This is a genomic window from Oceanisphaera sp., from assembly GCF_048268965.1.
Lineage (GTDB): Bacteria > Pseudomonadota > Gammaproteobacteria > Enterobacterales > Aeromonadaceae > Oceanimonas.
Map to the genome: position 1 here is coordinate 1 of NZ_JBLWUK010000005.1, position 22629 is coordinate 22629.

Consider the following 22629-nt stretch of genomic DNA (forward strand, 5'->3'; position numbering starts at 1 on the left):
GCGGCATTCATGAACTTTCGGTGGGAGACGAAACACCGCTGATCGTTAATCTTCAACCGCCGCAACAGACCATTCTTGCAGCACTCGGTGAGCGCTATCAGGCCATTTATTCCTGAATTAGGTGCGGAATGTCGGATCCAGCGAGCCGGGTTTTTCATCTTTAAACATCAACTCTGAAAATGCCCCATAGTCCACTGACAATACGCCGGTGCAGCCATGGTTTCTGGAATAATCCTGCAACCAGGACGGTGATGCCTTTACAGAAGTGCCTGCAGGGGGAAGGTAAATCCCCAGCTGATATTTGGTATCTTTACCTACCTGATAAAGCGCCGTCGGCCCTGCTGTCACGCCGGATGATGGCACATAATTCACCATCACATTTTTTTGCGCTGTGACCGGCCTGTTGTGCTTTCCCTGCGTCAGTCTCATCGCTGGCGTGTTGAGTGATACCACCATGTTCAGTTTATCCAGCAACATCAGACGAACGCTGGTTTCAAAAGCGTAGGCACACTCGCTCTCACTGCTCTTGTGGTGGCTGAAATGATGTGTCTTTTGTTCACCCTTTCGCGCTATCAAAATCCCTTTACAACTGGGGCAATGACACTGGCAACGAAGGCCACTTTCAACCTCCTCCACAGAGACAACTTTTTGATCTGCATCCCTGATGGCGAAGGGGATTAACATTTTCCCTGACATGTTTTTCTCTTATCCATAAGCCAAAAGCTCGTATCTGGACCAGTCTGGCACCAGCCAGAACGAATGGCGAACAGAAAACAACCAATTGTTTGATCTCAGGCTCATCCAGACCATAAAATGCATAGGCTATCCCCTAGATGAGTTCCAATAAACTGAGCGCTACGCTCAAATCTTGCCTACTCGTCGTATCAATACCCGGTCATTTCCAGATATCCCTGGCCGCGCGGTGCGCCGCTTGCGGCGTCGCTTACGCTGACTGCTCCTTCCCAGTAGCGCACCGAGGTGTTCATCCAGCGGTTGGCGTGGCGAGCCTCTACATCCAGCTCAAGGTTCTGCTCCGGCAACGTCAGGCGCCAGCGCACCGGCATCTGATACCCGCCGGCCTTGGCAAACGCCTGCGGCACCAGGGTGAGCGTTGAGGCATGGAGCGGCGTGACCTCGCCATTTGGGGTGATCCAGCTGCCGGAAATATAGTCGTCGTGGTTTTCGCCCCCGCCACGCAGACGAAAAGCCATCAGCCGGGCGCCACTGTCGAGGTGCAGCGAAAACCAGTCCCAACCGGTTTGGCTGGCACTCAGCAGCTGGCTGCTCCATTCCCGATCCAACCAGGCCCGACCACTGACCGCCACCTGCTCGCCGTTAAGCCACACCTCGCCACTGACGCGATAAAAGGGCTGGCTGTAATACATGGAGCCCTGGCCATCGGCCGACTTCTGGCTGAATCCGCTAATGCCATGGCGCACCAGAGGCCCTTCGGCCTGGAGTTCCAATTGATAGCCAAAAGTTCCGTTTTCGTCCTCGGCCTCTGCAGTCAAGCGCAGGTGGTCCAGCGCATCGCCCTCGGGATCTGTGGCCAGGCTTTCAAGTCGCCAGTTATCCAGCCAGGCGCGAAAGGGTTGAACCGTGACGCCGGCCTGCTGTTCGCTGCCTGGGAGTAGCACGCGGGTTCCCCGCGCGAAACGTTCGGCCACGCGATGATGCTCGCCGCGTGACAGCGCCATGTGCGCCATCCACAGTTGATCCGTAGCCCAGGGTTCGGCGCTGGAATCCGGTGCATCGGGTGCCTTGGGCTGCTGAGCCTGGCGGAACAGCGTCCACTGCATGCCCAGCGGCTCGCCACCCTCATCCTCCAGGTTGGCAGTGAGATACCACCACTCGATGCGAAAGTCCGGGTGCGGCCCGTGATCTTCGGGGAAGCTGAGAGAGGTCTCAGGGCTGGCATGGGCGTAGCCCTGGTTTGATGCGCCCAGTCCGGCAAAGCCGGATCTGCCGCCACTAGCATCCTTATCCGCACTATGGCCAGACTCAGATCCGGATTCAGAAACCGGGCCGCAGGCACCGAGCACCAGCAAACACAGCACGAATAAACCACGATTCAGCAGAGTCAGGTGCCACCATCTACTCATGAGCTTTCCTCCTCGGCCAGCAGCGTCCGGGGTGGCGTGCGCCACAGCTTGAACATGGGTAACCCCGCTGCCAGCAGTGCAACCAGCACGGCGGTGAGCAGGGTCAGGCTTATCTCGACGGGAAAAATATGCAGCGGCAGCCGCCAGCCAAAGGCGGCTACGTTGATGCCCCACACCAGGCAGGCGGTAATGGCGATGCCCAGGGGAATGGCCAGCAGACCCGTCACCAAGGCGGCACCGGTCAGCTGAGCTAACTGGATGCCCAGCAGCCGGCGCAGTGGCACGCCCATCGCCCAGAGCGCTGCCATCCGTCGACGCCGCTCCCGGGCTTGGGCCAGCAGGGTCGCCAACAGCGCCAACGCCGCCACGGCGAGGGTCAGGGTATTCAAGGCCCGAGTGATGGCAAAGGTGCGCTCGAAAATGGCGATAGCCGTGGCCTTGACCTCGTGCTGGTCTCGCAAACTATGCGGCGTCAGTTTAAAGCGCTCGATCAGCTGCTGGCGTAGCAAACCGGCATCCTCACCAGGCTGCATTACTATGCCAATCGAGGCCGCAGGCACCTCGAACAGCCGCCGCACCTGGTGCGTGGCCAGCACCGCCTCGCCCCGCGGGTTGCCGTAATCGGGGTAGATACCCACCACAGTGACAGCTTCAACCCCGCCGGGCGTGGCCAGGCTTAGTCGATCGCCCAACGTGATACCCTCCCCCCGGGCCAGCTGCTCGTTGATAAAGGCCTCACCGTGCTGGAGCGCCTGCCAGGCGGCATCTCGATCGCCAAGAGTGGCGAGCAGCGGCCAGTCCGCCATCAGCGTTTGCCCCGGCGTGATACCAAACACCGATAGCGGCAGGCCCGGACGGCGAGGGTCGCCGTTGTCTGTAGAGATCACAAGCAGTTTCGATTCGGCATCGGCGGTAATCAGCCGCTCCTTGACCGCCTCGTGCTGGGCAAGCCAGGTATTAATGTCTTCAAATTGCGCCGCCGGCGGCTTGAGGTACAGTTCCGCCATCAGCCGCTGATCGAGCCAGTCGAGGAAGGTCAGACGAAAACCACCGACCATGCTGCTGACGCCCAGGTTGGCAGCAAGTGCAATCAGCAGTGCCATCATGGCCAGCGACAACCGTGGCAGCTGCAGTTGTAAATCGGCCAGCGCCCACTGGGTGAGTGGCCAGCTGCGCGCCAGGCGTGTGAGCCCGCGGAGCGACAAGGACAGCATCAGGGCCAGCAGCGGGGCTAGCCAGAGGGCAGCGGCTAACATGATGGCCGCAACCAGCCCGAAGCCTGCGCCCAAGCCTTCGCCACTGGGCCGGGTGAACAGCCATAGCCCGAGCACTAACGCCGACAGCGCGGCTACCCCACCCAGCCGGGTTTGCACTCGCAGCTGACGCTGAAAACCGGCTCGCCACGCCTGCGCCTGACCGAGCCCCAGTAGACTGATGCGGCTTGCCCGCCACAGCACGCCGCTGCCGGCAATGAAGAGGCCACCCAGCGTCACTCCCATACCGCCCAGCCAGTAATGCCAGGGCAAGCTGAGCGTACCGCTAACCTTGGCGCCGTAAAGGCTCTGCAGAGTGGCGGCCACGTCAGGTAGCAGGGTTTTGGCCAGCCACACTCCGCTGACCAGCCCTGCCAGTCCGCCACACAGCCCGAGCAGCACAAGCTCCAGCGCCAGCAAGGCAACCAGAGTACCGCCCGACACGCCAAGGGCACGTAACGTGCGCAACAACCCCAGACGCTGCTCCAACGCCAGCCCCAGGGCCGCCTGCACGATAAAGAGTCCGACAATCAGCGCCAGCATCGCCATGGCCGTCAGGTTGAGATGAAAACTCTGGGTCAGCTCACCGGGGCTGGTCCGGGTATCGGCACGCACCAGCGTGAATCCGCCAGGAGCCGCGGACAACGCATCCGCGGCGCTGACCAGCGCGGTGATCGAGTCGCCGGCACTCAGCAGCTGTGCGGCGATGGCGATATCCATCACCAGCGTATTGGGCGGCAGTTCGGGCACATCAACCAGTGGGGGAAAAGGCGTGCCATTGTTCAGTGTTGGCTGGGGGCCCAGCTGGGAGCGAGTATCCGGCGCCAGGCGGGTCTGCCAGGGTGGCGTAAGAAAGTCCTGCAACTGACCGGGCATTCGGGTGCGGGCCAGCGTGCTGTCACTGGGCAAGGTGAGTGGGTCTATACCTATCAGGGTGAGTTTCTTGCCGCTGTCGGTAATCAGCTCACCCTCGAGCAGGGGCGAGACCAGTACGCCTGCCCCGCGCAGCCGGATAAAGTCGTCTCGGGTCAGTGGCTGGCCGTTATCACGTTCGAGGCGATCGAAGCCACTGCCCAGTAGCGCCTCGGCCCGTGCATAGTTGTCACGCGCCGAGGCGTTAATGGCCTGCACACCGCTCCATAGCGCCCCCGCCACCCAAAGCCCCACCAACAGCATGGCCAGCTGACCGGGGTGGCGCCGATAATGGGACAGCAGCGTCGCCAAGGCCACCACCATCAAACGCATGGCAAGCGGCTCTCGGCGGATTCGGCCAGCAGTTGGCCATGGCGCAGGATCAGGCGACGATCCAGTGGAGCCGCTACTTTGGGGCTGTGTGTCACCATCAATAGGCTGGTGCCGCTTTCGGTAACCAGCTCCAACAGCAGCTCGAGCACTATCTCGGCGGTGGTTTCGTCAAGATTGCCGGTGGGTTCATCGGCCAACAACAAGGCCGGGCGAGACGCCAGCGCACGCCCAATGGCTAACCGCTGCTGCTGACCGCCAGACAGCTGCTCGGGATAGTGGAGCTCGCGCCCGGCCAAGTCCAGTCGCTCCAGCAGTCGGGCCGACCAGGCTGGATTTTCACGCCCCGCCAGCCGGGCCTGTAGACGCAAGTTGTCGGCCACGTTGAGGCTGGCAACCAGATGAAACTGCTGGAACACCAGGCCGAGGGTGTTGCGTCTGATCCGAGCCCGACCGGCTTCATCCAGGCTGGCCAGCGACTGTCCGCCTATATACACCTCGCCCCGGTCAGGCAGGTCGAGCCCCGCAGCCAGATGCAACAGCGTCGACTTGCCGCTGCCCGACTCCCCCATCAGCGCCAGACTTTCGCCGGCTTCAAGGTGCAGCTCCACGCCTGACAACACGCTTAACGGCCCTTGAGGGGTCGTGTAGGCCTTGTAGACATGGCGAAACTCGAGCATGGAGAACTCCCTGTAACTTAAAGCCAGATAAGTAATGTGGCATCACTCATATCACCTGGCTTTGCTTTTATCATCACCTTCGCTTTCCCTTTTCGTCACCCTCGCTTTCCCTTGTTCGTCACCCTCGCTGTCCCTTTTCGTCACCCTCGCGAAGGCGGGGGTCCAGTGTCTTTGCAGACGGCTCACTGTCTGACCGTTCAGAGCCACAAATCCTGGATTCCCGCCTTCGCGGGAATGACGGGAATGACAAGAAACAAGCGGAAATGACACGCTAAACCGTCACCTCGCTTTTCCTTTACCGTCACCCTCGCTTTCCCTTTTCGTCACCCTCGCTGTCCCTTTTCGTCACCCTCGCTGTCCCTTTTCGTCACCCTCGCTGTCCCTTTTCGTCACCCGAGCTTTCCCTTTTCGTCACCCTCGCGAAGGCGGGGGTCCAGTGTCTTTGCAGGCGGCTCACTGTTTGACCATTCTACACCACAAACCCTGGATTCCCGTCCCCGCCTGCGCGAGGATGACGTTCCTGCCCGGTAAAGGTCAGTTAGCCGCCAAACATGGAGACATCGAGCTCAGCGCTGTCTCCCAACCAGTAGGCATATTTTGTATGGTCTTCCAAATCATTGCCGGTGACGGCATGTATCAGAACGGTGAGCCCTTCCCGGTGTGACTCAAGCCAGGGGACAAACTCATCGAAATGCTCGGCGCCAAAGGTAATTTGGCAACTCCACTTGGGGTGAGGCCCCACCGGCTTTTGATGAATTCGACCCACCTTGAGGCCGAATTTTTCACCGGCCTGCTCACACAATGAAGTCGCAAAAGACAGCGTCTCCTGCTCGAAATAAACATGCGCATGGTAATCTGTATGTGAATTAACGGGCCGTTTTGTTTCTTTCATTGAATCTTCCATTTATCAGTGTTTTATATAACAGGCGTGATAATACAGCGCAATGTTATTAAAATCATCCGGCCTGCAGGGATGAGCCTACCTCGCCGTGTGCCGTGACGGATCATTTCAGCCCACTGCTATTTTTATCTTACGGTTTACCGGTTTTTTGTCAGCCTGTCAGGCAGAATTATTCATGTTACTTTATGTTAGGTATTTTATTGTTTAGCTATTCAGCCATTAACTGACCAATATGTGCCCCTAAAAGCATATCATCAATCACACCGAAATAATTCAACCTTACTTGCCCTTTGCGATCTATCAAGATGATGGAGGGAGTGCCACGCAAGCCATATGCTTGCATTGTTAACGGTATATCACTCCCCGCTGCTGCCTGGTCAATTCCAACCGGAAAGTGAATGTTATATTCATGCAAAAATACTTGCAATGCCTCTTTCCCCATCACCGAATGGTGTTCAAATACCGTATGCAAACCCAGGACGACAACATCCGCTTCCGAAAAACTATTTCTCACCTTTATAGCTTGTGGCAAGCCATGTAATACACAGCCAGGGCATAACATTTGAAACGTATGAAGCACAACGACACGGCCTATTAATTCATTCAATTTAATTGGCCTGTCAGAATTTAACCAGGTTGAAGTGTTAAGCTCTATGGCCGGCGTGTTGATATTCTGCGTCTTCATGATGTCACCTCATTATGCCCCGGGGGTCAGCGACGTACGTTAATCCGCCGCAGCGCCTCAACCTTGTCAACCAGTGCCGAGCAGGCTTGAGCATCTGAGTCAGTGTAGCTCATGCTCTCGACCTCTGAGAGCTCACACCCTGCTCTTGCTAACCCCTCATCACTGCTCGAGCAACACGACAAAAAGCCGCTAGTACTCAAAATATATCGTCAAGATTCTCAAGCGCATCAATGACCAAGCCGGTGCCGATGTTGATCAAAAGCAAATCTGTACCCACCCGCACAAGTTTTTGCCCTTCTGGTGTACGACCAAGCTCATAGAGAAGTGCGCTGGGCAAATCGTAGTAAACAACATCACTGGGAAGTGGCCGCCCTTTACGCCACTTTTTCGCTTGGCCAGGGGGCTGACAACCGTTGTTTTTCTTGGCTAATCCCGGAGGGCAATGACCCGAGCTTAGTGTTTGTGAGTAGTAACGCCTAATTGTTCTTTGGCGTGCTTCGCTGAAGTAGCTTTGATATGACGCGCTTTCGCGATCACTCCGCGAGCTGTGCTCATGGTAATGCTCAGGCTTGTGCTTTCCGCTATTGCCTGGTGAGTCCAAATTTTTTGCGAAAGTGGGCCCTGCACAAAACGCCATCACCCCGGTAACAATAACGAGTTGTCTGAAAAAGCTATTCATTAGAACGCTCCTTGATTGATGCTGATATACCCGCCTGTGACCAGCGAGCAGGCCATTGAGTGCAGGCCGACGAGCCTGTTAACTGTAGCCGAACATGCGCCCCCCGCGAAGAAAAACAGCCTCATGACAGAAGCCGGTTCAGGCGGATTCAGCAGCAATGTCCTGCATTGTCTGCACCAGGGCAGCGGGCTCCTGAGCGCCGGAGATCAGGTACTTGCCGTTGATAATGAACGCCGGTACCGACGTAATCCCCGCCTGCTGATATCTGGCTTCTTCTTTCCGCACCAGATCAGCGTACCGATCCGATTCAAGTACGGCTCTGGCGTTGTCTGAATCCAGCCCCAGCGCTTCAACGCAGCTGAGGAGCACATGGTGATCGGTGACGTCCTCCGCCCTGCCAAAATAGGCTTCGAACAGCACTTGTTTCATGTCGGTTTGCCGGCCCTGCTCGCCGGCCCACTTGACCAGCCGGTGGGCATCGAAGGTATTGCAGGTCAGTCGTTCCTGTATTTTCTCGAAATTGAGGCCGAGACCTTGCGCGATGGTCATCATCCGGCTCTGGGTAGCACGCATCTCTTCCTCGCTTCGGCCGTACTTTTTGGCCAGCGCCGGCAATATCGGCTCACCCTTGCCGCTGTGATCCGGGTTCAGTTCAAACGAGCGCCATTGCACGGTGAACTCATACTCTGGCGCCAGCTGTTCCATGGCCTGCTTCAGCCGGGCATAGCCAATAGCGCACCAGGGGCAGGCGATGTCGGAAACAATGTCTATCTGCATCTTGTTCATAGAGGATCCTATCTGTTTTCTGAGCACTGAGTTGCCCGTAGACAATGCCAACAGGCTACTCCTGGCATCAGGAAGAATAAAGAGCTCTGCTGCGCGCCCTTAAATCAGCTCCGAATGACTACCTTAAGGCACTAGAACCAGCTCGTTGATATGACGCTTGAACAGGGCGACAAGTCGCTCAGCCCCCAGATTGAGAGGCACTCCTCTGAGCTTGAGTATGCCAAGCGCATGGGATGGAAATCGGGGCAGTGAGTCAAAGCAGCTCAGCCCGCAACCGGAGAGCGGATCTTCAAAAAAGACCCGTGGGCCAAAGCCCACCAGATCGGTTCGACGGATCAGCTCTATCATCAGCAAGGGCGAGTCGCAGCGGACAATACGCAGTGACAACCCCGCCTGAGTGTCGAGCCAGCTCACCAGTTGCTGAGCCGAACTACCTGTGGTCAGGTTTAGTACCCAGCGGGCATCCAGCATCTGGGACCAGTCGGTAGCAGCCAGTAACGGATGCCCCTCCCGCGCCACCGGTTCGGAGAAAATACGGGTCAGAGGTTCGAACGCGATTTCGTAGGGCAGCTGTTCAGGCTCGGCCACGGCAATGGCAAAGTCGAAATGCCCCTCCAGCAACCCGGGCAGGACCGTGGTCAGCATGCCCTCGACAAACCGCAGGCTGACATCCGGCAACTCACGTTCAAACTCATTCAGCACCATTGGCAGCGCGGTCGAGGCAATAGCAGTGGTCACGGCCGCCGTAACCTGGATCCCGGCGCCCCCCTGCAGCCAGCGTATCTCATCGCGCGCCTTGTCCAGGGTGGACAGTGCCAGACGCGCCCGAGTCAGCAGCCTCTTGCCCGCGGGCGTGAATTCAACCCCGCGATAACTGCGGACCAACAGCTGTGCTCCCAGATCGGTCTCCAGTTCGCGCAAGGCCTTGGTCAAGGCACTCTGACTCAGGTGTAGCGCCCTGGCCGCACCGCGAATCGAACCTTCTTCGGCTACTTTTAGCAAGGCCCTGAGCTGATGATCTTTCATATCAAGTGATTACCTCAGGTTGTCACCAGGCAACATTCGTTGCCTTTACACTCTCATTTACGGCTGACACCATTGCGCACCACAAATAAAAAAACATGTCAGCCGGTGATTATTATGACAGTGAACGCAGACATTAAGCCAGGTCTTGAACAGATGAAGGGCTGGCGACGCCAGATCCATCAGCACCCAGAACTGGGCTTTGAAGAGTTCGCAACCAGTCAACTGGTTGCGGAACGACTCCGGGAATGGGGATACGAGGTCCACACGGGCATCGCGATCACCGGCGTTGTAGGGGTATTACGCTGGGGGGATGAACCGGGCCCGCGCCTAGGGCTACGTGCAGATATGGATGCCCTCCCCATTCAGGAAGCAACCGGGCTACCATGGGCCAGCCAGGTGGCGGGCAAGATGCATGCCTGTGGCCACGATGGCCACACGGCCATTCTGCTGGGCGTCGCCGAAGTCATGGCGCGCCTGCTCCGTGAACAGGGTCTGCCCGGTAGCGGCACCTTGAACCTGATTTTCCAGCCCGCCGAAGAGCTGGGCGGTGGCGGCGGCGCTCAACGCATGCTTGAAGAAGGGCTATTCGAACGCTTTCCCTGCGATGCGCTCTATGCCCTCCATAATTTCCCCGGCATTCCCATGGGCCAGCTCTGCTTTCGCCCCGGAGCCTTCATGGCATCTTCGGATGCAGCCAAACTGACCTTTATTGGCAAGGGAGGTCATGGTGCCCTGCCCCAACTAGCCCAAGACCCCACCCTGCCAGCCGCCGCCACTGTACTGGCACTGCAGAGCATAGTGGGACGCAATGTAGACCCCAATCTCGTCTCGGTGATCAGCGTCGGCCGCATGCAGGCAGGCACGTCCGCCAACGTGATCCCCAACACCGCCGAGCTGGAGCTCACCATTCGCACCCTGGACCCCGAGGTGCGCAACACCCTGGAGCGCCGCATTCGTACCCTGGCCCGGTCACAGGCAGAGGCATTCGATTGCCGTTGCGACATCGACTACCAACGCGGCTATCCGGTGCTGATGAACGACCCGGAAGCCACCCAACTGGCGGTCGACACGGCCCGAGAGCTATTCGGTGACGACCGTGTCGAGGCGCCCACCGCGCCCCTGACCGGCAGTGAAGACTGTGCCTACTTTCTGGAGCAGGTGCCCGGATGCTACTTCCTGGTCGGCAACGGCGACAACGGCCATGAAGCCGGCGCCAAGCTGGGACCTTGCAGCCTGCACAACCCTCATTACGACTTCAACGACGACTGCATGGAGGCGGCCGCCACTTTTCTGGTGAGCCTGATATCGCGTTATTTCTCCCGGCACGCCCCGCTTGAAGAATGACGCCCTCTTTCATTACTGTTTGTAAACATATCAGGAAAACAATATGAGCCAACAACAGCCTCATTCCCGCGCCGGATCCAATGTCACCAGACGAGGATGGTTTAGCGAGTTCCCCGACCCCATGGTGCTTATCTTCATGGTACTGGCCGCTGTCTATCTGCTGACCTTCATTATTCCGGCCGGCGAGTTCGCACGAGAAGTCGTGGATGGTAGAAGCCGAGTCATTTCCGGCTCCTTCCAGCTGATTACGGAGGCCCCGCTGCACTTCTTCGAGCTGTTCCTAGCCATTCCCCAGGGCATGGTCAATGCCTCCCAGTTTCTGTTTATCGTGTTTATAGCCGGCGGCCTCTTTCATGTACTTCAGAGCACGGGCGCACTGGAAAACATGGTCGGCGTTGCCGCCAACAAGGTCGGTGCCGGCAACAGCACCAAAAGCCGTAACCTGATCATCGTGTTGGGTACCTTTATCTACGGCTTTTTCGGTGTGGCCGTAGGCGGTGAAAACAACATTGCACTGGTGCCCGTGGGCGTGCTGGTGGCCTCCGCCATCGGCTGCTCGCGGCTGGTCGGTGTGACCATGGCCGTTGGCGGCATCGGCATCGGTTTTGCCCTGTCACCGATCAGTCCTTATACCGTGGGTGTGGCTCAGAGCATTGGCGAGCTGCCGTTGTTCTCAGGCTGGGAGCTACGTACCCTGATGGTGCTGGCTTCGCTGGCCATGCTGTCGGCCTATATCTGTTTGCGGGTGGTCAAGATGGAATTCCATGACGATCAACCGGTCGAGATGAGCAAGCCACTGCATGAATACCAGCTGTCACGCCAGGATCTGATCATTCTCGGCATCTTTCTGACCGGATTGGCCACTCTGCTGACCGGCGTGTTCACCCGCGGCTGGTACATCAAGGAAATTACCGCCATCTTCCTGATAATGGCGATAGTGATCGGCTTTGCGGCGGGCATGAGTGCCAACCAGCTAGTCAAGCGGATGATGGAAGGCGCGGCCTCGGTCACCTCGGGTGCGCTGGTGATTGGCCTGGCGGCCTCGATCCCGGTCATTTTGCAGGACGCCCAGGTCATTGACACCATCGTCAAATCGCTGAGTTCCATTATGGAAGGCATGCCCGTGGCCCTGGCCGCCGTGGTGACCAGCATTATTCAGGGGGTGATCAACCTGTTCATTCCCAGTGGCTCGGCACAGGCACTGATCACCATGCCGATACTCATCCCGCTGGCAGATCTCATCGGCATGAGCCGGCAGTTGATGGTTTCCGCGTTTCAAGTCGGCGATGGCCTGACCAACCTCTTCATTCCCACCGCGGGCGGCATCCTGGCCATGCTGGCGCTGGGCCGGGTGTCCTACGCCCAGTGGTTGCCGGTCATTCTGCCCATCATGGTGCTCATCTACGCGTTCTGCTGGGTAATGATGGTGGCCGCAGCCTACTTGGGCTACTGAACCCTTATACCCACTTAAATAAATGTAATCTGCAGAAACCAATGCGAGAAAGCGGATACGCTTTCTCGCATTGGCGTATTAGCGCATTTTCAAGAAGATCATTCCCAAACTGACATTACTCGCTTTCTCGAGGCCTGCCTGGATTTAAACCCCCTTTTCCCCTTCGTTGCCAACAACGACAACCTGTCCAGCTCCACTGGTCGGCAACTGAATAGCGCCGCCGATAACGAATTCACCCGACTCGAAGTGGCCGGTTTTGTGCCGCCCCTTATCCATCTGTCTGTTACTGGGTCAGCCCCTTGATAGTTCGGATCGCACGAGAGACAAATTCTTTTATATGTAGAAAACAGCGCTCATTTATATGAGCAGTTTGTCCTGTTGCTCTAACCTTCATTGTGTCCGAATTCGGCATCTAAGCTATCCTGATTATCGGAGTCAACATTCCAGAAAACTCAATATTGAAGCGAAACAGGCATTGATGGTTCGCCAAAGGTGAGTGATATGAGTGACGAGAAAGCCAAAGAAGCCGCAGACGAGCAAGAAACGCGTGCCAAGGTCCAAAATCGCGAGTCCCGTGAACGGACACCAACGTCGATCGAAAAGTCACTGACTCGAAAAGAGCGTGATACCGTAGCCGAACACGGCCATTTATCGGCACTAACTGTGTACTCCATCATTCTGCGAGAGGGCGAGGATGAGCTGCAACGCCCGAAAATATCGCTTTGGTGGTCCGGTGTGGCAGCAGGACTCGGAATATCAACCTCGGTGCTCGCCGAGGGAATTATTCGCGCCAGCTTGGGTTCAGAACACCCCTACCTTACCTTGATTGAAAGCCTGGGCTACACGTTCGGGTTTGTGCTGGTCATTCTGTGCCGGCTGCAACTGTTTACCGAAAACACCATCACTGTGGTGCTGCCGGTTTTGGCCGAGCCAACCCGCAACCGGTTCTATTGCACCGCGCGCCTTTGGGGAGTCGTGCTGGCGGCCAATTTTTTTGGTACGTTTTTAACCGCCGCCATCGGCATCCACGGCGGCATCTTTCCCGCAGACACGCTAGCCGCTATTCTGGAGATATCGCATCACTTGGCGCAGTTGACCCCAGCCGAGACATTTTTACGCGGTATTCCATCTGGTTTTATCATTGCGGCCATGGTGTGGATGCTGCCTTCGGCGAAGGGATCCGAAGTGTTGGTCATCGTCATGTTTACCTGGCTGATCGCGGCGGGGGATTTTACCCATGTCATTGCCGGGTCAAACGAAATTTTCACGCTGGTGCTTAATGGAGACATGAATATCTTTACCGGCTTGATCTACCATATTTCCCCGGTACTCATCGGTAATATTATCGGCGGTACCGGCTTGTTCGCGATGCTGGCCTATGGCCAGGTGCATGAGGAGATGTAATGCCCGGGGAGCCGTATACCTAAAAAAACGCCCTGTGTAATACAGGGCGTCAGCTGATATTAATGACAGATCAACATTCCGAAATATTCACGGCAATCGCCAGTCCGCCTTCCGACGTTTCTTTAAACCGATCATTCATGCTTACTGCAGTTTCCCACATGGTTTGAATGACTTCGTCCAACGTGACTCTGGCATTTGCCGGATCGCTTTCAATGGCAATATTTGCTGCGGTAATGGCTTTAATCGCCCCCATTGAGTTGCGTTCAATGCAAGGGATTTGCACCAAACCACCGACCGGATCGCAAGTCAGACCCAAGTGATGCTCCATGGCTATTTCGGCTGCCATCAGGATTTGTCCTGGCGAACCCCCCATGATTTCCGTCAAGCCTGCTGCGGCCATCGCTGACGACACACCGGTTTCTGCCTGGCATCCTCCCATGGCTGCAGAAATCGTGGCGTTCTTCTTGAACAAGGTGCCAATTTCTCCTGCCACCAACAAAAACCGAATGATCTTGTCGTCGCCGGTGAACTCGGTAAATGCCTGTGAATACATCAAGACGGCAGGAATAATTCCGCTTGCGCCATTGGTGGGCGCCGTGATGATTCGCCCGAAACTGGCGTTTTCTTCATTAACTGCCAGGGCAAAGCAAGAAACCCATTTGTTGATGTTTACGAAGTTTTCCTCGGCATCAACCACCATCTGAAACCATTCATCCCGTTTTCTATAGGGCTTGTTTTCTAACAGCTTGCGGTTCATCGCTCCGGCTCTACGAACCACTCTTAATCCACCGGGTAAAATACCTTCTTGATTTACCCCTCTGTAAATACAGTCCTTTATATTTTCCCAAATATCCAAAGCCTGAGCATTGGTTTCTTCTCTCGTACGCCAGGCTTCTTCGTTCACATAAATCAAATCCGAAAAAGAAAGGCCTAACTTATCACAGTAATAAAGAACATCTTTACCATGGTGACAAGGGTACGGAGTGGTCGTTAATACTTCATCGGCTGAGGTTTCTTCTTGAGTAGCAACAAACCCACCACCAATAGAATAATAATCCTGCTCCAACTCGGTTCCATCATTAAAAACCGCTTTGAATATCATCCCGTTAGGATGAAAATCCAGATTCTTCTTCATATTTAAAATGAGGTGATGACCATATATAAATGGAAGCTCGACTTCACCACCCAGCTTTAGAGATTGACTCGACTTTATGGCGTCAATTTTTTCTGTTATTTTAGTCGTGTCAATCGTCTTGAAGTTTTCACCTGACAGCCCCAGCATACCGGCAATATCGGTTCCGTGTCCGATGCCCGTCTTGGCCAGCGAGCCAAAAAACTCAACAAATACTTCTTTAACGTCCGAGAGTTCATGGTTTTTACGAATGAGTTCCAAAAACAACTCAGCAGCATTCCAAGGCCCCATGGTATGTGAACTCGACGGGCCAATACCTACCTTTATAATCTCAAAAACACTGATTGATTTCATTTCATTACTTCCCATAAAACTTAAAGCAAAACATACATTTGTTAGGAGTTTACTCTGCACCTACACCTGAAAACATAGCTTATCTTTCCTTCGGAAAACATTAACCCACTTAATCTATGGTGGTTAGCGGGCTAGTTATTAATTATGCAAATAATGGTTATTTGTTTTACTAATGTTTTCAGCCAGCGGACGATTAGCATGGATAATAAAGGGGCTGAGTGCGTCGCTTGTCATATCTACTTTATACATCAAAAGCCTTCTGCATGCTATCGATCCTCACATAACAACAAACAAAAAACAAACAATAAATAAACAAACAGGCAGGTTGGTTAACATCGCTATCCTGTGGGTTTTCCCCTGAGCCATCTCTTCATATGAGTCGCGCTACGCCCGGGGCCCGGGGTTTGAGGGCAAAGTCGCAAAAAATCCCCCAACTCTCGCTGCTACCGTGCAAGTTAGACATATGGCCTCACCCTAGGTTCAATGCGGTCCTCGGCGGATTTTGGGGTTTAGGCTATGCAGCTAACATGGCGCGTTCTGCCATTGAAATGAGGGGACTTATAAGGGTTTTACCGCTACCTGACCTGTGCCTGTTTCCCCCGAAAGCAGACAGCCGAATGCCGCCGCCGATAACGAATTCATCCTGTTCGAGGTGGCCGATTGTCTGAACGCCAGATGAAAAAAAGCCCCGGATAAGACGGTCCGGGGCTTTTTCAGGAAAGTGGAAGTCAACGAGCAGACATTTTTAGCCCCTTTTTAACGACAACCGAAGGCGAAAGCGACCATAATTATGGTAATGAGACACACATAAGGGGACACCACTATGTTGGAAGCACACGGCTTGTCCGTTGAAATGAGTAAGCAGGAGAACCATACCCTTTGGCTCACCATCAAGATTTATGGCGATATCGCCTATGACGACTTCCGAGAGATGGAGCAACAACTTGAACAGGCGCTGGCCAGTATGGACAGCCCCAGGATCAAGGCCCTGGTAGACATGATTGACTTCAATGGCTGGGAGGCAAAAGCCCTGTGGGAAGACATTCAGTTTACCCGCAAGCATGGCGATGAATTCAGCAAGCTGGCGATAGTGGGGATCGATCTCAAGGAAAAGCTGATGGCCATGGTAGTGGACTGGTTCCTGCTCAGCAGCCAGGTGCAGTATTTCGAACACCTGCAGGATGCCAAAGCCTGGCTGGAGCAAGACGAACCCTGAGCGACCCCGTTCGTCGCGGCGTCAGGAGTTCAGGTGTGATACATGAAAAGCCGGCTACTGGCGCGGCTGGTTAGCAAGTACCTTATCAATGCGTTGCTCTATCTCCCCAAAGTTCTTTTAGTCGGGCATCTCGGCCACAGTTCCAGCGGTAAACTTTATAGCGAACAGGACTTTTTTTATAAAAATCTTGATGATAAATTTCATCGCCTTTAATTGGGTAGAAGACTGATGCATCCAAGATGGGGGTAATGACTGTTTGATTGGGAAATGCCTTTGCTACTTCTTCTTTTGTCTGTTCAGCAATTTTCCTTTCTTCTTCATTTGCCACAAAAATGGCACTTAAATAGCTGGTGCCTTTATCACAAAACTGCCCTTCCCCATCAAAGGGATCAATGTTAACCCAGTAGTAATCCAGCAACTTTTTGTAACTTACCTTATTAGGATCATAGGTGATTTCAACGGCTTCATAATGACCTTCATGGTTACCATTGTATGTGGGATCTTTTAAAATCCCGCCTGTAAATCCTGAAATAACATCGGTTACGCCATCAAGCTTTTCGAAGTCTGCCTCCATACACCAGAAACATCCTCCCGCCAAAACCGCTTTATCGGCAACGGTATTGGGAGAAAATGACAATAAGCTTGCTGCCAAGATCGTCAATGCGAGTGTCTCTTTCATGTTGCCCCTCCCACTGTTCAAGACCATAACTCACTACCTTAAACGTTAGACCATAACGCAAGGCGAGGAGTGACGAGCCAGGGTGCAGGTTCAAAGGATTAGATCTCAACCCGCAAAGACGACATGGCTCGGGCGGTGCCGCCGGCCATAAGGCGAGTGATTTTGCCATCGGCAAGGTCGAGCACGACTTTTATGACACTGGGTGACGGAGGCTGCATCAGCCAGCCCTGTTCAATGAGTATCTCCCGACGCCCTACTCCGAGATGATCGTGGAGAAAGCACGCAAGTGGGCCCGCCGCCATTCCCGTTCCCGCTTCCTCTGGTATGCCGAACCGTGGAGCAAACATACGTGCTCCCGCATCACGGCCCTGTACCTTAGTCTTTGTCGAGAATACGTAGTATCCAATCAAATCCAGCTCATCGCTGATTGATTCGACCAGGCGAAGATCTGGTCTTAGTTCTGCCACCGTTCGTTCATCAGGCAGCGGGATGAGAAGGAAAGCGTTCCCGGTATTGACCACAAACGGATCGACCCCGTTCAGTAACTGCGATGGCTTCAGGCCAAGAGAGGCAACAACCCGGCCTCCCAGTTCAGAGGTCACTGCGACCTGGGTGTACTCAGGAGCGCGCTGCTCCATGAAGACCATGTCACCGTCCACCAGGATGTCCCTGTTGCCATCAATCGTCTCTTTGGAAAGCTGGCCTTCACCGACGACGCCAAGTTGCCGCAACAGCGAAAAGGTGGCAATGGTGGCGTGCCCGCAGTGGGCAATCTGTCGTGTTGGCGTGAAGAACTCGAGCTTGATGGTGGCAGTGTCTGATGCCGAAACGAAGGCGGTCTCGGGCTGTCCGACCTGCTGGGCCACCTTCAGCTTCTGTGCCGCGGTTAGCGCATTCGCATCCACCACCACACCGGCGGGATTGCCGCCGGTGGCGCCGTCAATGAACGCATTGACAATCTGAACGTCGATATACATAAGCTCTCCAAATGGTTAAAGCACCAGCGAGGCTTGCAATACAACCGATGAATGAGTTATCTGAGAGGGTGGCCACGACTCAATCAACAAGCTTCAGTCGCTGCCGCTTGGAAATACCACGACTTCATCACCTTCCTGCCAGGGTTGGAATTTGATCATGACATGCTGGAACACCGGGGTTTCCAGCCAAGCTCTCAGCCATTGCTGTAGATGCGGATAGGGTAGATTATAAAACACCTCCCGATCTACATGGGCGAACTGGCGTACAAAAGGCATGATGCCAATATCCGCGATGCTGATCTTGTCTCCCAGCAGGTACCTGTTCTTGGCGAGTAAATTTTCTAACGCCTGCAAAAAAACCTCGCCCCGTTGCCGGTACTCTAACTGGGTGAGTTCTGGATGACGGTCGGCGTATTTATAGCGATCCAGCCAGTGTTTAAATTCGTTATCGTTGCGGTCGATCAGGGCATTGGCGCTGACTAAATCGACGCTTAACAAACCTTGCGGATCATTCTGCTGCAGCGCCCACTCCAGTATTTCCCTGCTTTCTTCGATAACGAGTCTCTTGGAGCTAGCACCTTCAACCAGCTCCAGAACAGGCACTGTACCTTTAGGACTGATTGCCAGCATCTGTGCCGGCTTGTGTTTCAGTACTATCTCCCGTAGCTCCACCTTCAGCTCGGCAAACACAATACCGAGCCGGGCACGCATAGCGTATGGGCAACGACGGAAGGAGTATAAACGAGGTAGATGCATTACCCCTCCCTACTGGTGTGCCAGCGCGTAGTCGATCGCCGCACACACAGCGGCAACCTGCGCGGCATTGCACTGTTCGGCGGTGGCACGGGGGCTGTCGGGATAGACCTCGGTGGTGGTCTTGTAGGGTGCGCTGGTGATACTGGCGCACAAGCCGAGCTGTTTAAGCGGGTATTGGATAACACCCCGAGCGACCACCGATGAGCCGATGATTTCGCCGTTGTCATCGGCCGGAGCGATATGAGTGACCTGCTCCACCGCCTCGATCACCGCCTGCTGAAATTCCGGCTGCGGGTTCTCGCTGTCGTCAACCAGATAGAAACCGTCGGGAATGCCACCCGGCTCGAACGGCTTGCCATCGCGGGCCGCCAACGCAGGGCGATACTCGGTTTCGTCGGTATCTGTGGTCTCGTGCAGGTCGATATGCAACAGTGCGCGATCGCGGATGGGTGCCACCAACCGCATGAGTGCCGCCGACTCCTCAGCCGGACTGCCATGATGGAACGAACGGTTCGGGTCGAGTGCGCTCGGGTTCCAGCGGTGGATGCGCTCATAAGCCCAAGGGCTGACACAGGGAGCGACCAGCAAGTTGACCCGGCCCGCGTAATCCGCCGCATGCTGATCGACGAACTGCAGCGCGCCGTGCACACCACTGGTTTCATAGCCGTGTACCCCGCCCGTTATCAGCACAACAGGCAGATCGTCACGCCAGTCGCGACTCCGGATCGCCATCAGCGGATAACTATTGGGGCCATAATCCAGACAGCCATACTGCTCCACGTCGAAACGCGGGCGCAGGCGCTCGATCAAACTCAACACCTCGGTCTCATAGCTGCGTTGACGAGACTGTCGTGACAACCACTCGGCGCGCTCTTTCTCGCCCCAGGGAGCGCCGGGCGTACCGATTGGATAGGGTGTAGGTGCCGTGCTCATATCGCTTTCTCCAGTGATGGTTATTGCTGACAGGCATTCTATCATCCGCACCCAAGCTCGCAATCAGGACTGATATCAGCTTATACAGAAATATGACCTATTCACGACACGCCATCGGCCGCGTCCTGGCGCGACTGGTTAGCAATCATCGTTAACTCTTCGGAGCAAATTGTTCAAAGACCTCTTGGCCTGTCATTTTCCTGGTTGTCAGGCCTGGTTTATCCTCCGCCAGCGATTCCTGTATTTGGCGGATTAAGTTGCCGGTTAACTAGCTGGCAGGCTACCGCCGATTACTACTCGTTATCCTGCCGCACCTCTCAGCCACTGGGTGATGATTTAAGCCTAGCAGCCCACCTGCAAAACAGATTAAAAAGCAACCACATTGGTGGCGACCCGCAGGCTGAGTGTGTGGAAATAACGACAGAACCACCTGTTATGCGGGATAACTTATCAAGCATATACATGCTCAAGCTGGGGATTATTAAGTACTAATGCGCCCATAACTCCCTCCTCTGCTTCACAAAATGTTACCTTCTTCAGCAGTAAAAAACTCGACGAGTAAAGGCGACCTGATGGGCAGTTATCTTTCTTTAACAACCCGACTCAGTTTGACGTTCAGCATTGCCATGCTGGCCGTATGGGGGTTGGTGAGTGTTGTATTAATGCAATCGCTGGAGCACCACTTTGCTCGACAGGACGAGACTGACCTGCAAAGCAAGATTGTCATCACCAAAAACTTTATCTCCACCCAGTTACAGCACCATGACCCGAGCTGGTCGGAACTGGAAACAGGTTTGAACAAGATGCTCTCTGGCCATGGTGGCTATTATCTGCTGATTAAAGACAGCCAGGGCCGAGTGCTGGCAAGCACCAACGCCACTAATGGTCAGCAACCGGGCATGAGTCGAGCTGCTCCCGACGAGACATCATTGCCATTACACGAGAGCTGGACCGAAGACGGTATTCGGTATCGCAGTATTACGGAGCCCGTTTTCCTGGCCCCTGCTCTGGCCAAGCCCGATGCAGCCAACCCGGTGTGGATACGTGTAGCCTTAGATACCAGCTATCATCAGCACTTTATCGATGAAATAAAAACGGGGCTTGCCTGGCTGACGGGCGGTATTGCCTTGATTTCCGTGCTGTTAGGCTGGTTTGCATCCCACTCCGGGCTAAAACCATTACGCAGCCTGGCCAGCCTCTCGTCACGCGTAACGGCGAATAAACTGGACCACCGGCTCTCGTTGGCCGATGCACCGTCGGAACTACACGCCCCCATTCAAACCTTTAATGACATGCTGGATCGTCTGGAAAACTCCTTTCAACGGCTAACGGCCTTTTCTTCGGATATTGCTCATGAGCTACGTACCCCGGTCAACAGCCTGATGATGCAAACCCAGGTCGCGCTGGCTCATCCGCGAGAAAGCGAAGACTACCGGGAAGCACTCTATGCGAATTTGGAAACCGCCGAGCGGTTGGCCAGGATGATCAGTGAAATGCTGTTTCTGGCCAAGTCGGAACAAGGACAATTAGCCATGCAGCTGGAGCCACTGATGCTGGCCGATGAACTGGATGAGTTGATAGAGTTTTTCGAGCCTTTGGCCTGTGAACAAGCGGTGCGGTTGCAACGTCAGGGCAACGCCCGTCTGCTGGCCGACAAGTCCATGCTGCAACGAGCATTCAGTAATCTGCTGACCAATGCCATTCGCTATACGCCAAAACAAGGCGAAGTGCATATTGCTATCGCTAGCAATCATACCGGCACCACGGTGGAGATAACCAATCCGGGACTGAACATTCCGCCAGAGGAATGGCCGAGGCTGTTCGACCGTTTTTACCGTGCAGACAGCGCCCGACAGCCGGTTACCGAGGGCACGGGACTGGGCCTGGCCATTACCAAGGCCATTATCACCGCCCACGACGGCACCATATCCGTGCACTCAAATGAACAGGAAACCTGTTTTAGCGTTTGGTTTCCGCATACCGACAGTCGTTAACTGAAATATAAACAGGGAGCCCAGGCTCCCTGTTTATATCGAACAGACGCATGTCAAGACAGAGATAATCCGCTTGCCCTGCGCAGTGTGCTGGTGATTACTTTATACCATTCGCACGCTGCTGCTCGCGAATATAGGCAATAATGTCACCCACTTCTTCGCGAGTCACGCCAGCGACCGGCGGCATATCGCCAAAGCGCCAGTGATGGGCGCGCACCCCGTTGGCGACGGCACGATAAAACGCTTCGTCACCATGATGAGAAGGCTCATACACCTTGTGAATAAAGGGGGGCCCTTGCCGAGTCCCTTTCAAGTCTGCGCCATGGCAGCTGGCACAATTATCCTCGTAAGCCAGCTTGCCCTGCTGTGCTTGCTCCAACTTGGCGGATACATCGCCCTGCAAAAGCTGGCTGCCAACCATGGCGAGCAGTCCCAGCCCTCCCACTGCGATGGCCCATGGCCACCAACGAGTGTTTTTAGTAGATGTTTTTTTGTTCACGTCCTTGCTTACCCTCTTTACATAACGTGCACGCTGCCTTTCATGCCTGCTTCCATATGACCGGGGATCAAACAGGCAAAGTCAACGGTTCCGGCCTGATCAAACTTCCAGATCAATCCGCCCTTTTGCCCCGCTTTCAGGCTGATCATGTTGGGCTCGGCGTGCTTCATGTCTGGCATCTGGCGCATCATTTCGGCATGTGCCTGTAGCGACTCCAGGTTGCCAATCACCAGCTCATGGGCCATTTTACCCGCGTTTTTGATGAACAAACGCACGGTTTCACCGGCGTTAACCTGAATTTTATCGGGTGAAAAACGCATGTTGTCGTCCATGGTCACCTCAATGGTGCGATTGACCTCCGCCGACTTGCCGGGCAGGCCGATACCGTGCATATCCTGCTGCATGCTCGCCATATTATGACCCTGATGGGCGCCGTGTTCACCGGCAGCCATCGCCAGGCCAGGTAACAAAGATAACATTAAAACGGACAGTATTTTTTTCATCTGTACTTTCCTATTGTGAGTTTTATCGCGC

The 22629-nt window shown here is 55.0% G+C and carries 21 protein-coding genes; 5 read left to right on the forward strand and 16 right to left on the reverse strand.

Annotated features, from left to right (window positions below):
- Positions 1-117: 117 nt before the first annotated feature.
- The 9 genes from ACN0VL_RS04075 to ACN0VL_RS04115 all read right to left on the reverse strand — a co-directional run bounded on the left by ACN0VL_RS04075 (position 118) and on the right by ACN0VL_RS04115 (position 9354).
- Complete coding sequence (locus ACN0VL_RS04075; protein WP_417614850.1) at positions 118-696, reverse strand: competence protein CoiA family protein; 579 nt, start codon at positions 694-696, stop codon at positions 118-120.
- Positions 697-884: 188 nt separating this feature from the next.
- A complete protein-coding gene (locus tag ACN0VL_RS04080; protein WP_417614851.1) occupies positions 885-2102 on the reverse strand; it encodes a lipocalin-like domain-containing protein in 1218 nt (405 codons plus the stop codon).
- Positions 2099-4600 (reverse strand): FtsX-like permease family protein, encoded by a 2502-nt coding sequence (locus ACN0VL_RS04085; RefSeq protein WP_417614852.1) that lies wholly within the window; start codon positions 4598-4600, stop codon positions 2099-2101. Before ACN0VL_RS04085 ends, ACN0VL_RS04080 begins: the two co-directional genes overlap by 4 nt.
- The gene (locus ACN0VL_RS04090) at positions 4591-5277 is read right to left on the reverse strand and encodes an ABC transporter ATP-binding protein (protein ID WP_417614853.1); all 687 of its coding nucleotides are present in this window, start codon (positions 5275-5277) and stop codon (positions 4591-4593) included. Before ACN0VL_RS04090 ends, ACN0VL_RS04085 begins: the two co-directional genes overlap by 10 nt.
- A gap of 538 nt (positions 5278-5815) precedes the next feature.
- Entirely contained in the window at positions 5816-6181 is a 366-nt protein-coding gene (locus ACN0VL_RS04095; RefSeq protein WP_417614854.1) for a DOPA 4,5-dioxygenase family protein, read from the reverse strand.
- 205 nt (positions 6182-6386) lie between these two features.
- Positions 6387-6863, reverse strand: a complete 477-nt coding sequence (locus tag ACN0VL_RS04100) for a peroxiredoxin family protein (protein WP_417614855.1) — start codon at positions 6861-6863, stop codon at positions 6387-6389.
- A 196-nt stretch (positions 6864-7059) separates the two neighbouring features.
- Entirely contained in the window at positions 7060-7542 is a 483-nt protein-coding gene (locus ACN0VL_RS04105) for a hypothetical protein (protein ID WP_417614856.1), read from the reverse strand.
- A 138-nt stretch (positions 7543-7680) separates the two neighbouring features.
- The gene (locus ACN0VL_RS04110; protein ID WP_417614857.1) at positions 7681-8328 is read right to left on the reverse strand and encodes a DsbA family oxidoreductase; all 648 of its coding nucleotides are present in this window, start codon (positions 8326-8328) and stop codon (positions 7681-7683) included.
- Positions 8329-8451: 123 nt separating this feature from the next.
- Positions 8452-9354, reverse strand: coding sequence for a LysR substrate-binding domain-containing protein (locus ACN0VL_RS04115; protein WP_417614858.1), 903 nt, complete (start codon positions 9352-9354; stop codon positions 8452-8454).
- Positions 9355-9468: 114 nt separating this feature from the next.
- Here ACN0VL_RS04115 and ACN0VL_RS04120 point away from each other — a divergent pair, with 114 nt between their 5' ends.
- From ACN0VL_RS04120 to ACN0VL_RS04130, 3 genes are all read left to right on the forward strand, one after another.
- Positions 9469-10698, forward strand: a complete 1230-nt coding sequence (locus ACN0VL_RS04120; RefSeq protein WP_417614859.1) for a M20 aminoacylase family protein — start codon at positions 9469-9471, stop codon at positions 10696-10698.
- 43 nt (positions 10699-10741) lie between these two features.
- Positions 10742-12151 carry a YfcC family protein gene (locus tag ACN0VL_RS04125; RefSeq protein ID WP_417614860.1) on the forward strand — a complete coding sequence of 470 codons (1410 nt, stop codon included), beginning with the start codon at positions 10742-10744 and terminating at the stop codon, positions 12149-12151.
- A gap of 501 nt (positions 12152-12652) precedes the next feature.
- Positions 12653-13555, forward strand: a complete 903-nt coding sequence (locus tag ACN0VL_RS04130) for a formate/nitrite transporter family protein (protein WP_417614861.1) — start codon at positions 12653-12655, stop codon at positions 13553-13555.
- Positions 13556-13625: 70 nt separating this feature from the next.
- On the opposite strand, the gene ACN0VL_RS04135 is transcribed toward ACN0VL_RS04130, so the two are convergent.
- The gene (locus ACN0VL_RS04135; RefSeq protein ID WP_417614862.1) at positions 13626-15041 is read right to left on the reverse strand and encodes an L-serine ammonia-lyase; all 1416 of its coding nucleotides are present in this window, start codon (positions 15039-15041) and stop codon (positions 13626-13628) included.
- A gap of 823 nt (positions 15042-15864) precedes the next feature.
- Here ACN0VL_RS04135 and ACN0VL_RS04140 point away from each other — a divergent pair.
- Positions 15865-16257 (forward strand): STAS/SEC14 domain-containing protein, encoded by a 393-nt coding sequence (locus ACN0VL_RS04140; protein WP_417614863.1) that lies wholly within the window; start codon positions 15865-15867, stop codon positions 16255-16257.
- Between the two features lie 85 nt (positions 16258-16342).
- Here the strand turns inward: ACN0VL_RS04140 and msrA are convergent, their stop codons facing one another.
- From msrA to ACN0VL_RS04160, 4 genes are all read right to left on the reverse strand, one after another.
- Positions 16343-16936, reverse strand: coding sequence for a peptide-methionine (S)-S-oxide reductase MsrA (msrA, locus tag ACN0VL_RS04145; RefSeq protein ID WP_417614864.1), 594 nt, complete (start codon positions 16934-16936; stop codon positions 16343-16345).
- A 98-nt stretch (positions 16937-17034) separates the two neighbouring features.
- The gene (locus ACN0VL_RS04150; RefSeq protein ID WP_417614865.1) at positions 17035-17913 is read right to left on the reverse strand and encodes a PhzF family phenazine biosynthesis protein; all 879 of its coding nucleotides are present in this window, start codon (positions 17911-17913) and stop codon (positions 17035-17037) included.
- Between the two features lie 93 nt (positions 17914-18006).
- Positions 18007-18669, reverse strand: coding sequence for a glutathione S-transferase (locus tag ACN0VL_RS04155; protein WP_417614866.1), 663 nt, complete (start codon positions 18667-18669; stop codon positions 18007-18009).
- A gap of 9 nt (positions 18670-18678) precedes the next feature.
- Positions 18679-19602 carry a M14 family metallocarboxypeptidase gene (locus ACN0VL_RS04160; protein ID WP_417614867.1) on the reverse strand — a complete coding sequence of 308 codons (924 nt, stop codon included), beginning with the start codon at positions 19600-19602 and terminating at the stop codon, positions 18679-18681.
- A 572-nt stretch (positions 19603-20174) separates the two neighbouring features.
- Here ACN0VL_RS04160 and ACN0VL_RS04165 point away from each other — a divergent pair.
- Positions 20175-21596: a heavy metal sensor histidine kinase gene (locus tag ACN0VL_RS04165; RefSeq protein ID WP_417614868.1), complete on the forward strand. Its 1422-nt coding sequence runs from the start codon at positions 20175-20177 to the stop codon at positions 21594-21596.
- A 97-nt stretch (positions 21597-21693) separates the two neighbouring features.
- Here the strand turns inward: ACN0VL_RS04165 and ACN0VL_RS04170 are convergent, their stop codons facing one another.
- The gene (locus ACN0VL_RS04170; RefSeq protein ID WP_417614869.1) at positions 21694-22095 is read right to left on the reverse strand and encodes a c-type cytochrome; all 402 of its coding nucleotides are present in this window, start codon (positions 22093-22095) and stop codon (positions 21694-21696) included.
- 17 nt (positions 22096-22112) lie between these two features.
- A complete protein-coding gene (locus ACN0VL_RS04175; protein WP_417614870.1) occupies positions 22113-22598 on the reverse strand; it encodes a cupredoxin domain-containing protein in 486 nt (161 codons plus the stop codon).
- Positions 22599-22629 lie beyond the last annotated feature (31 nt).

Coding starts and splice junctions, on each gene's coding strand:
- ACN0VL_RS04125 (WP_417614860.1), top strand. CDS start 10,742: ATGAGCCAACAACAGCCTCATTCCCGCGCCGGATCCAATGTCACCAGA.
- ACN0VL_RS04165 (WP_417614868.1), top strand. CDS start 20,175: ATGGGCAGTTATCTTTCTTTAACAACCCGACTCAGTTTGACGTTCAGC.
- ACN0VL_RS04080 (WP_417614851.1), bottom strand. CDS start 2,102: ATGAGTAGATGGTGGCACCTGACTCTGCTGAATCGTGGTTTATTCGTG.
- ACN0VL_RS04090 (WP_417614853.1), bottom strand. CDS start 5,277: ATGCTCGAGTTTCGCCATGTCTACAAGGCCTACACGACCCCTCAAGGG.
- ACN0VL_RS04085 (WP_417614852.1), bottom strand. CDS start 4,600: ATGCGTTTGATGGTGGTGGCCTTGGCGACGCTGCTGTCCCATTATCGG.
- ACN0VL_RS04140 (WP_417614863.1), top strand. CDS start 15,865: ATGTTGGAAGCACACGGCTTGTCCGTTGAAATGAGTAAGCAGGAGAAC.
- ACN0VL_RS04135 (WP_417614862.1), bottom strand. CDS start 15,041: ATGAAATCAATCAGTGTTTTTGAGATTATAAAGGTAGGTATTGGCCCG.
- ACN0VL_RS04160 (WP_417614867.1), bottom strand. CDS start 19,602: ATGAGCACGGCACCTACACCCTATCCAATCGGTACGCCCGGCGCTCCC.
- ACN0VL_RS04150 (WP_417614865.1), bottom strand. CDS start 17,913: ATGTATATCGACGTTCAGATTGTCAATGCGTTCATTGACGGCGCCACC.
- ACN0VL_RS04110 (WP_417614857.1), bottom strand. CDS start 8,328: ATGAACAAGATGCAGATAGACATTGTTTCCGACATCGCCTGCCCCTGG.
- ACN0VL_RS04120 (WP_417614859.1), top strand. CDS start 9,469: ATGACAGTGAACGCAGACATTAAGCCAGGTCTTGAACAGATGAAGGGC.
- ACN0VL_RS04075 (WP_417614850.1), bottom strand. CDS start 696: ATGTCAGGGAAAATGTTAATCCCCTTCGCCATCAGGGATGCAGATCAA.
- ACN0VL_RS04155 (WP_417614866.1), bottom strand. CDS start 18,669: ATGCATCTACCTCGTTTATACTCCTTCCGTCGTTGCCCATACGCTATG.
- ACN0VL_RS04095 (WP_417614854.1), bottom strand. CDS start 6,181: ATGGAAGATTCAATGAAAGAAACAAAACGGCCCGTTAATTCACATACA.
- ACN0VL_RS04115 (WP_417614858.1), bottom strand. CDS start 9,354: ATGAAAGATCATCAGCTCAGGGCCTTGCTAAAAGTAGCCGAAGAAGGT.
- ACN0VL_RS04100 (WP_417614855.1), bottom strand. CDS start 6,863: ATGAAGACGCAGAATATCAACACGCCGGCCATAGAGCTTAACACTTCA.
- msrA (WP_417614864.1), bottom strand. CDS start 16,936: ATGAAAGAGACACTCGCATTGACGATCTTGGCAGCAAGCTTATTGTCA.
- ACN0VL_RS04130 (WP_417614861.1), top strand. CDS start 12,653: ATGAGTGACGAGAAAGCCAAAGAAGCCGCAGACGAGCAAGAAACGCGT.
- ACN0VL_RS04105 (WP_417614856.1), bottom strand. CDS start 7,542: ATGAATAGCTTTTTCAGACAACTCGTTATTGTTACCGGGGTGATGGCG.
- ACN0VL_RS04175 (WP_417614870.1), bottom strand. CDS start 22,598: ATGAAAAAAATACTGTCCGTTTTAATGTTATCTTTGTTACCTGGCCTG.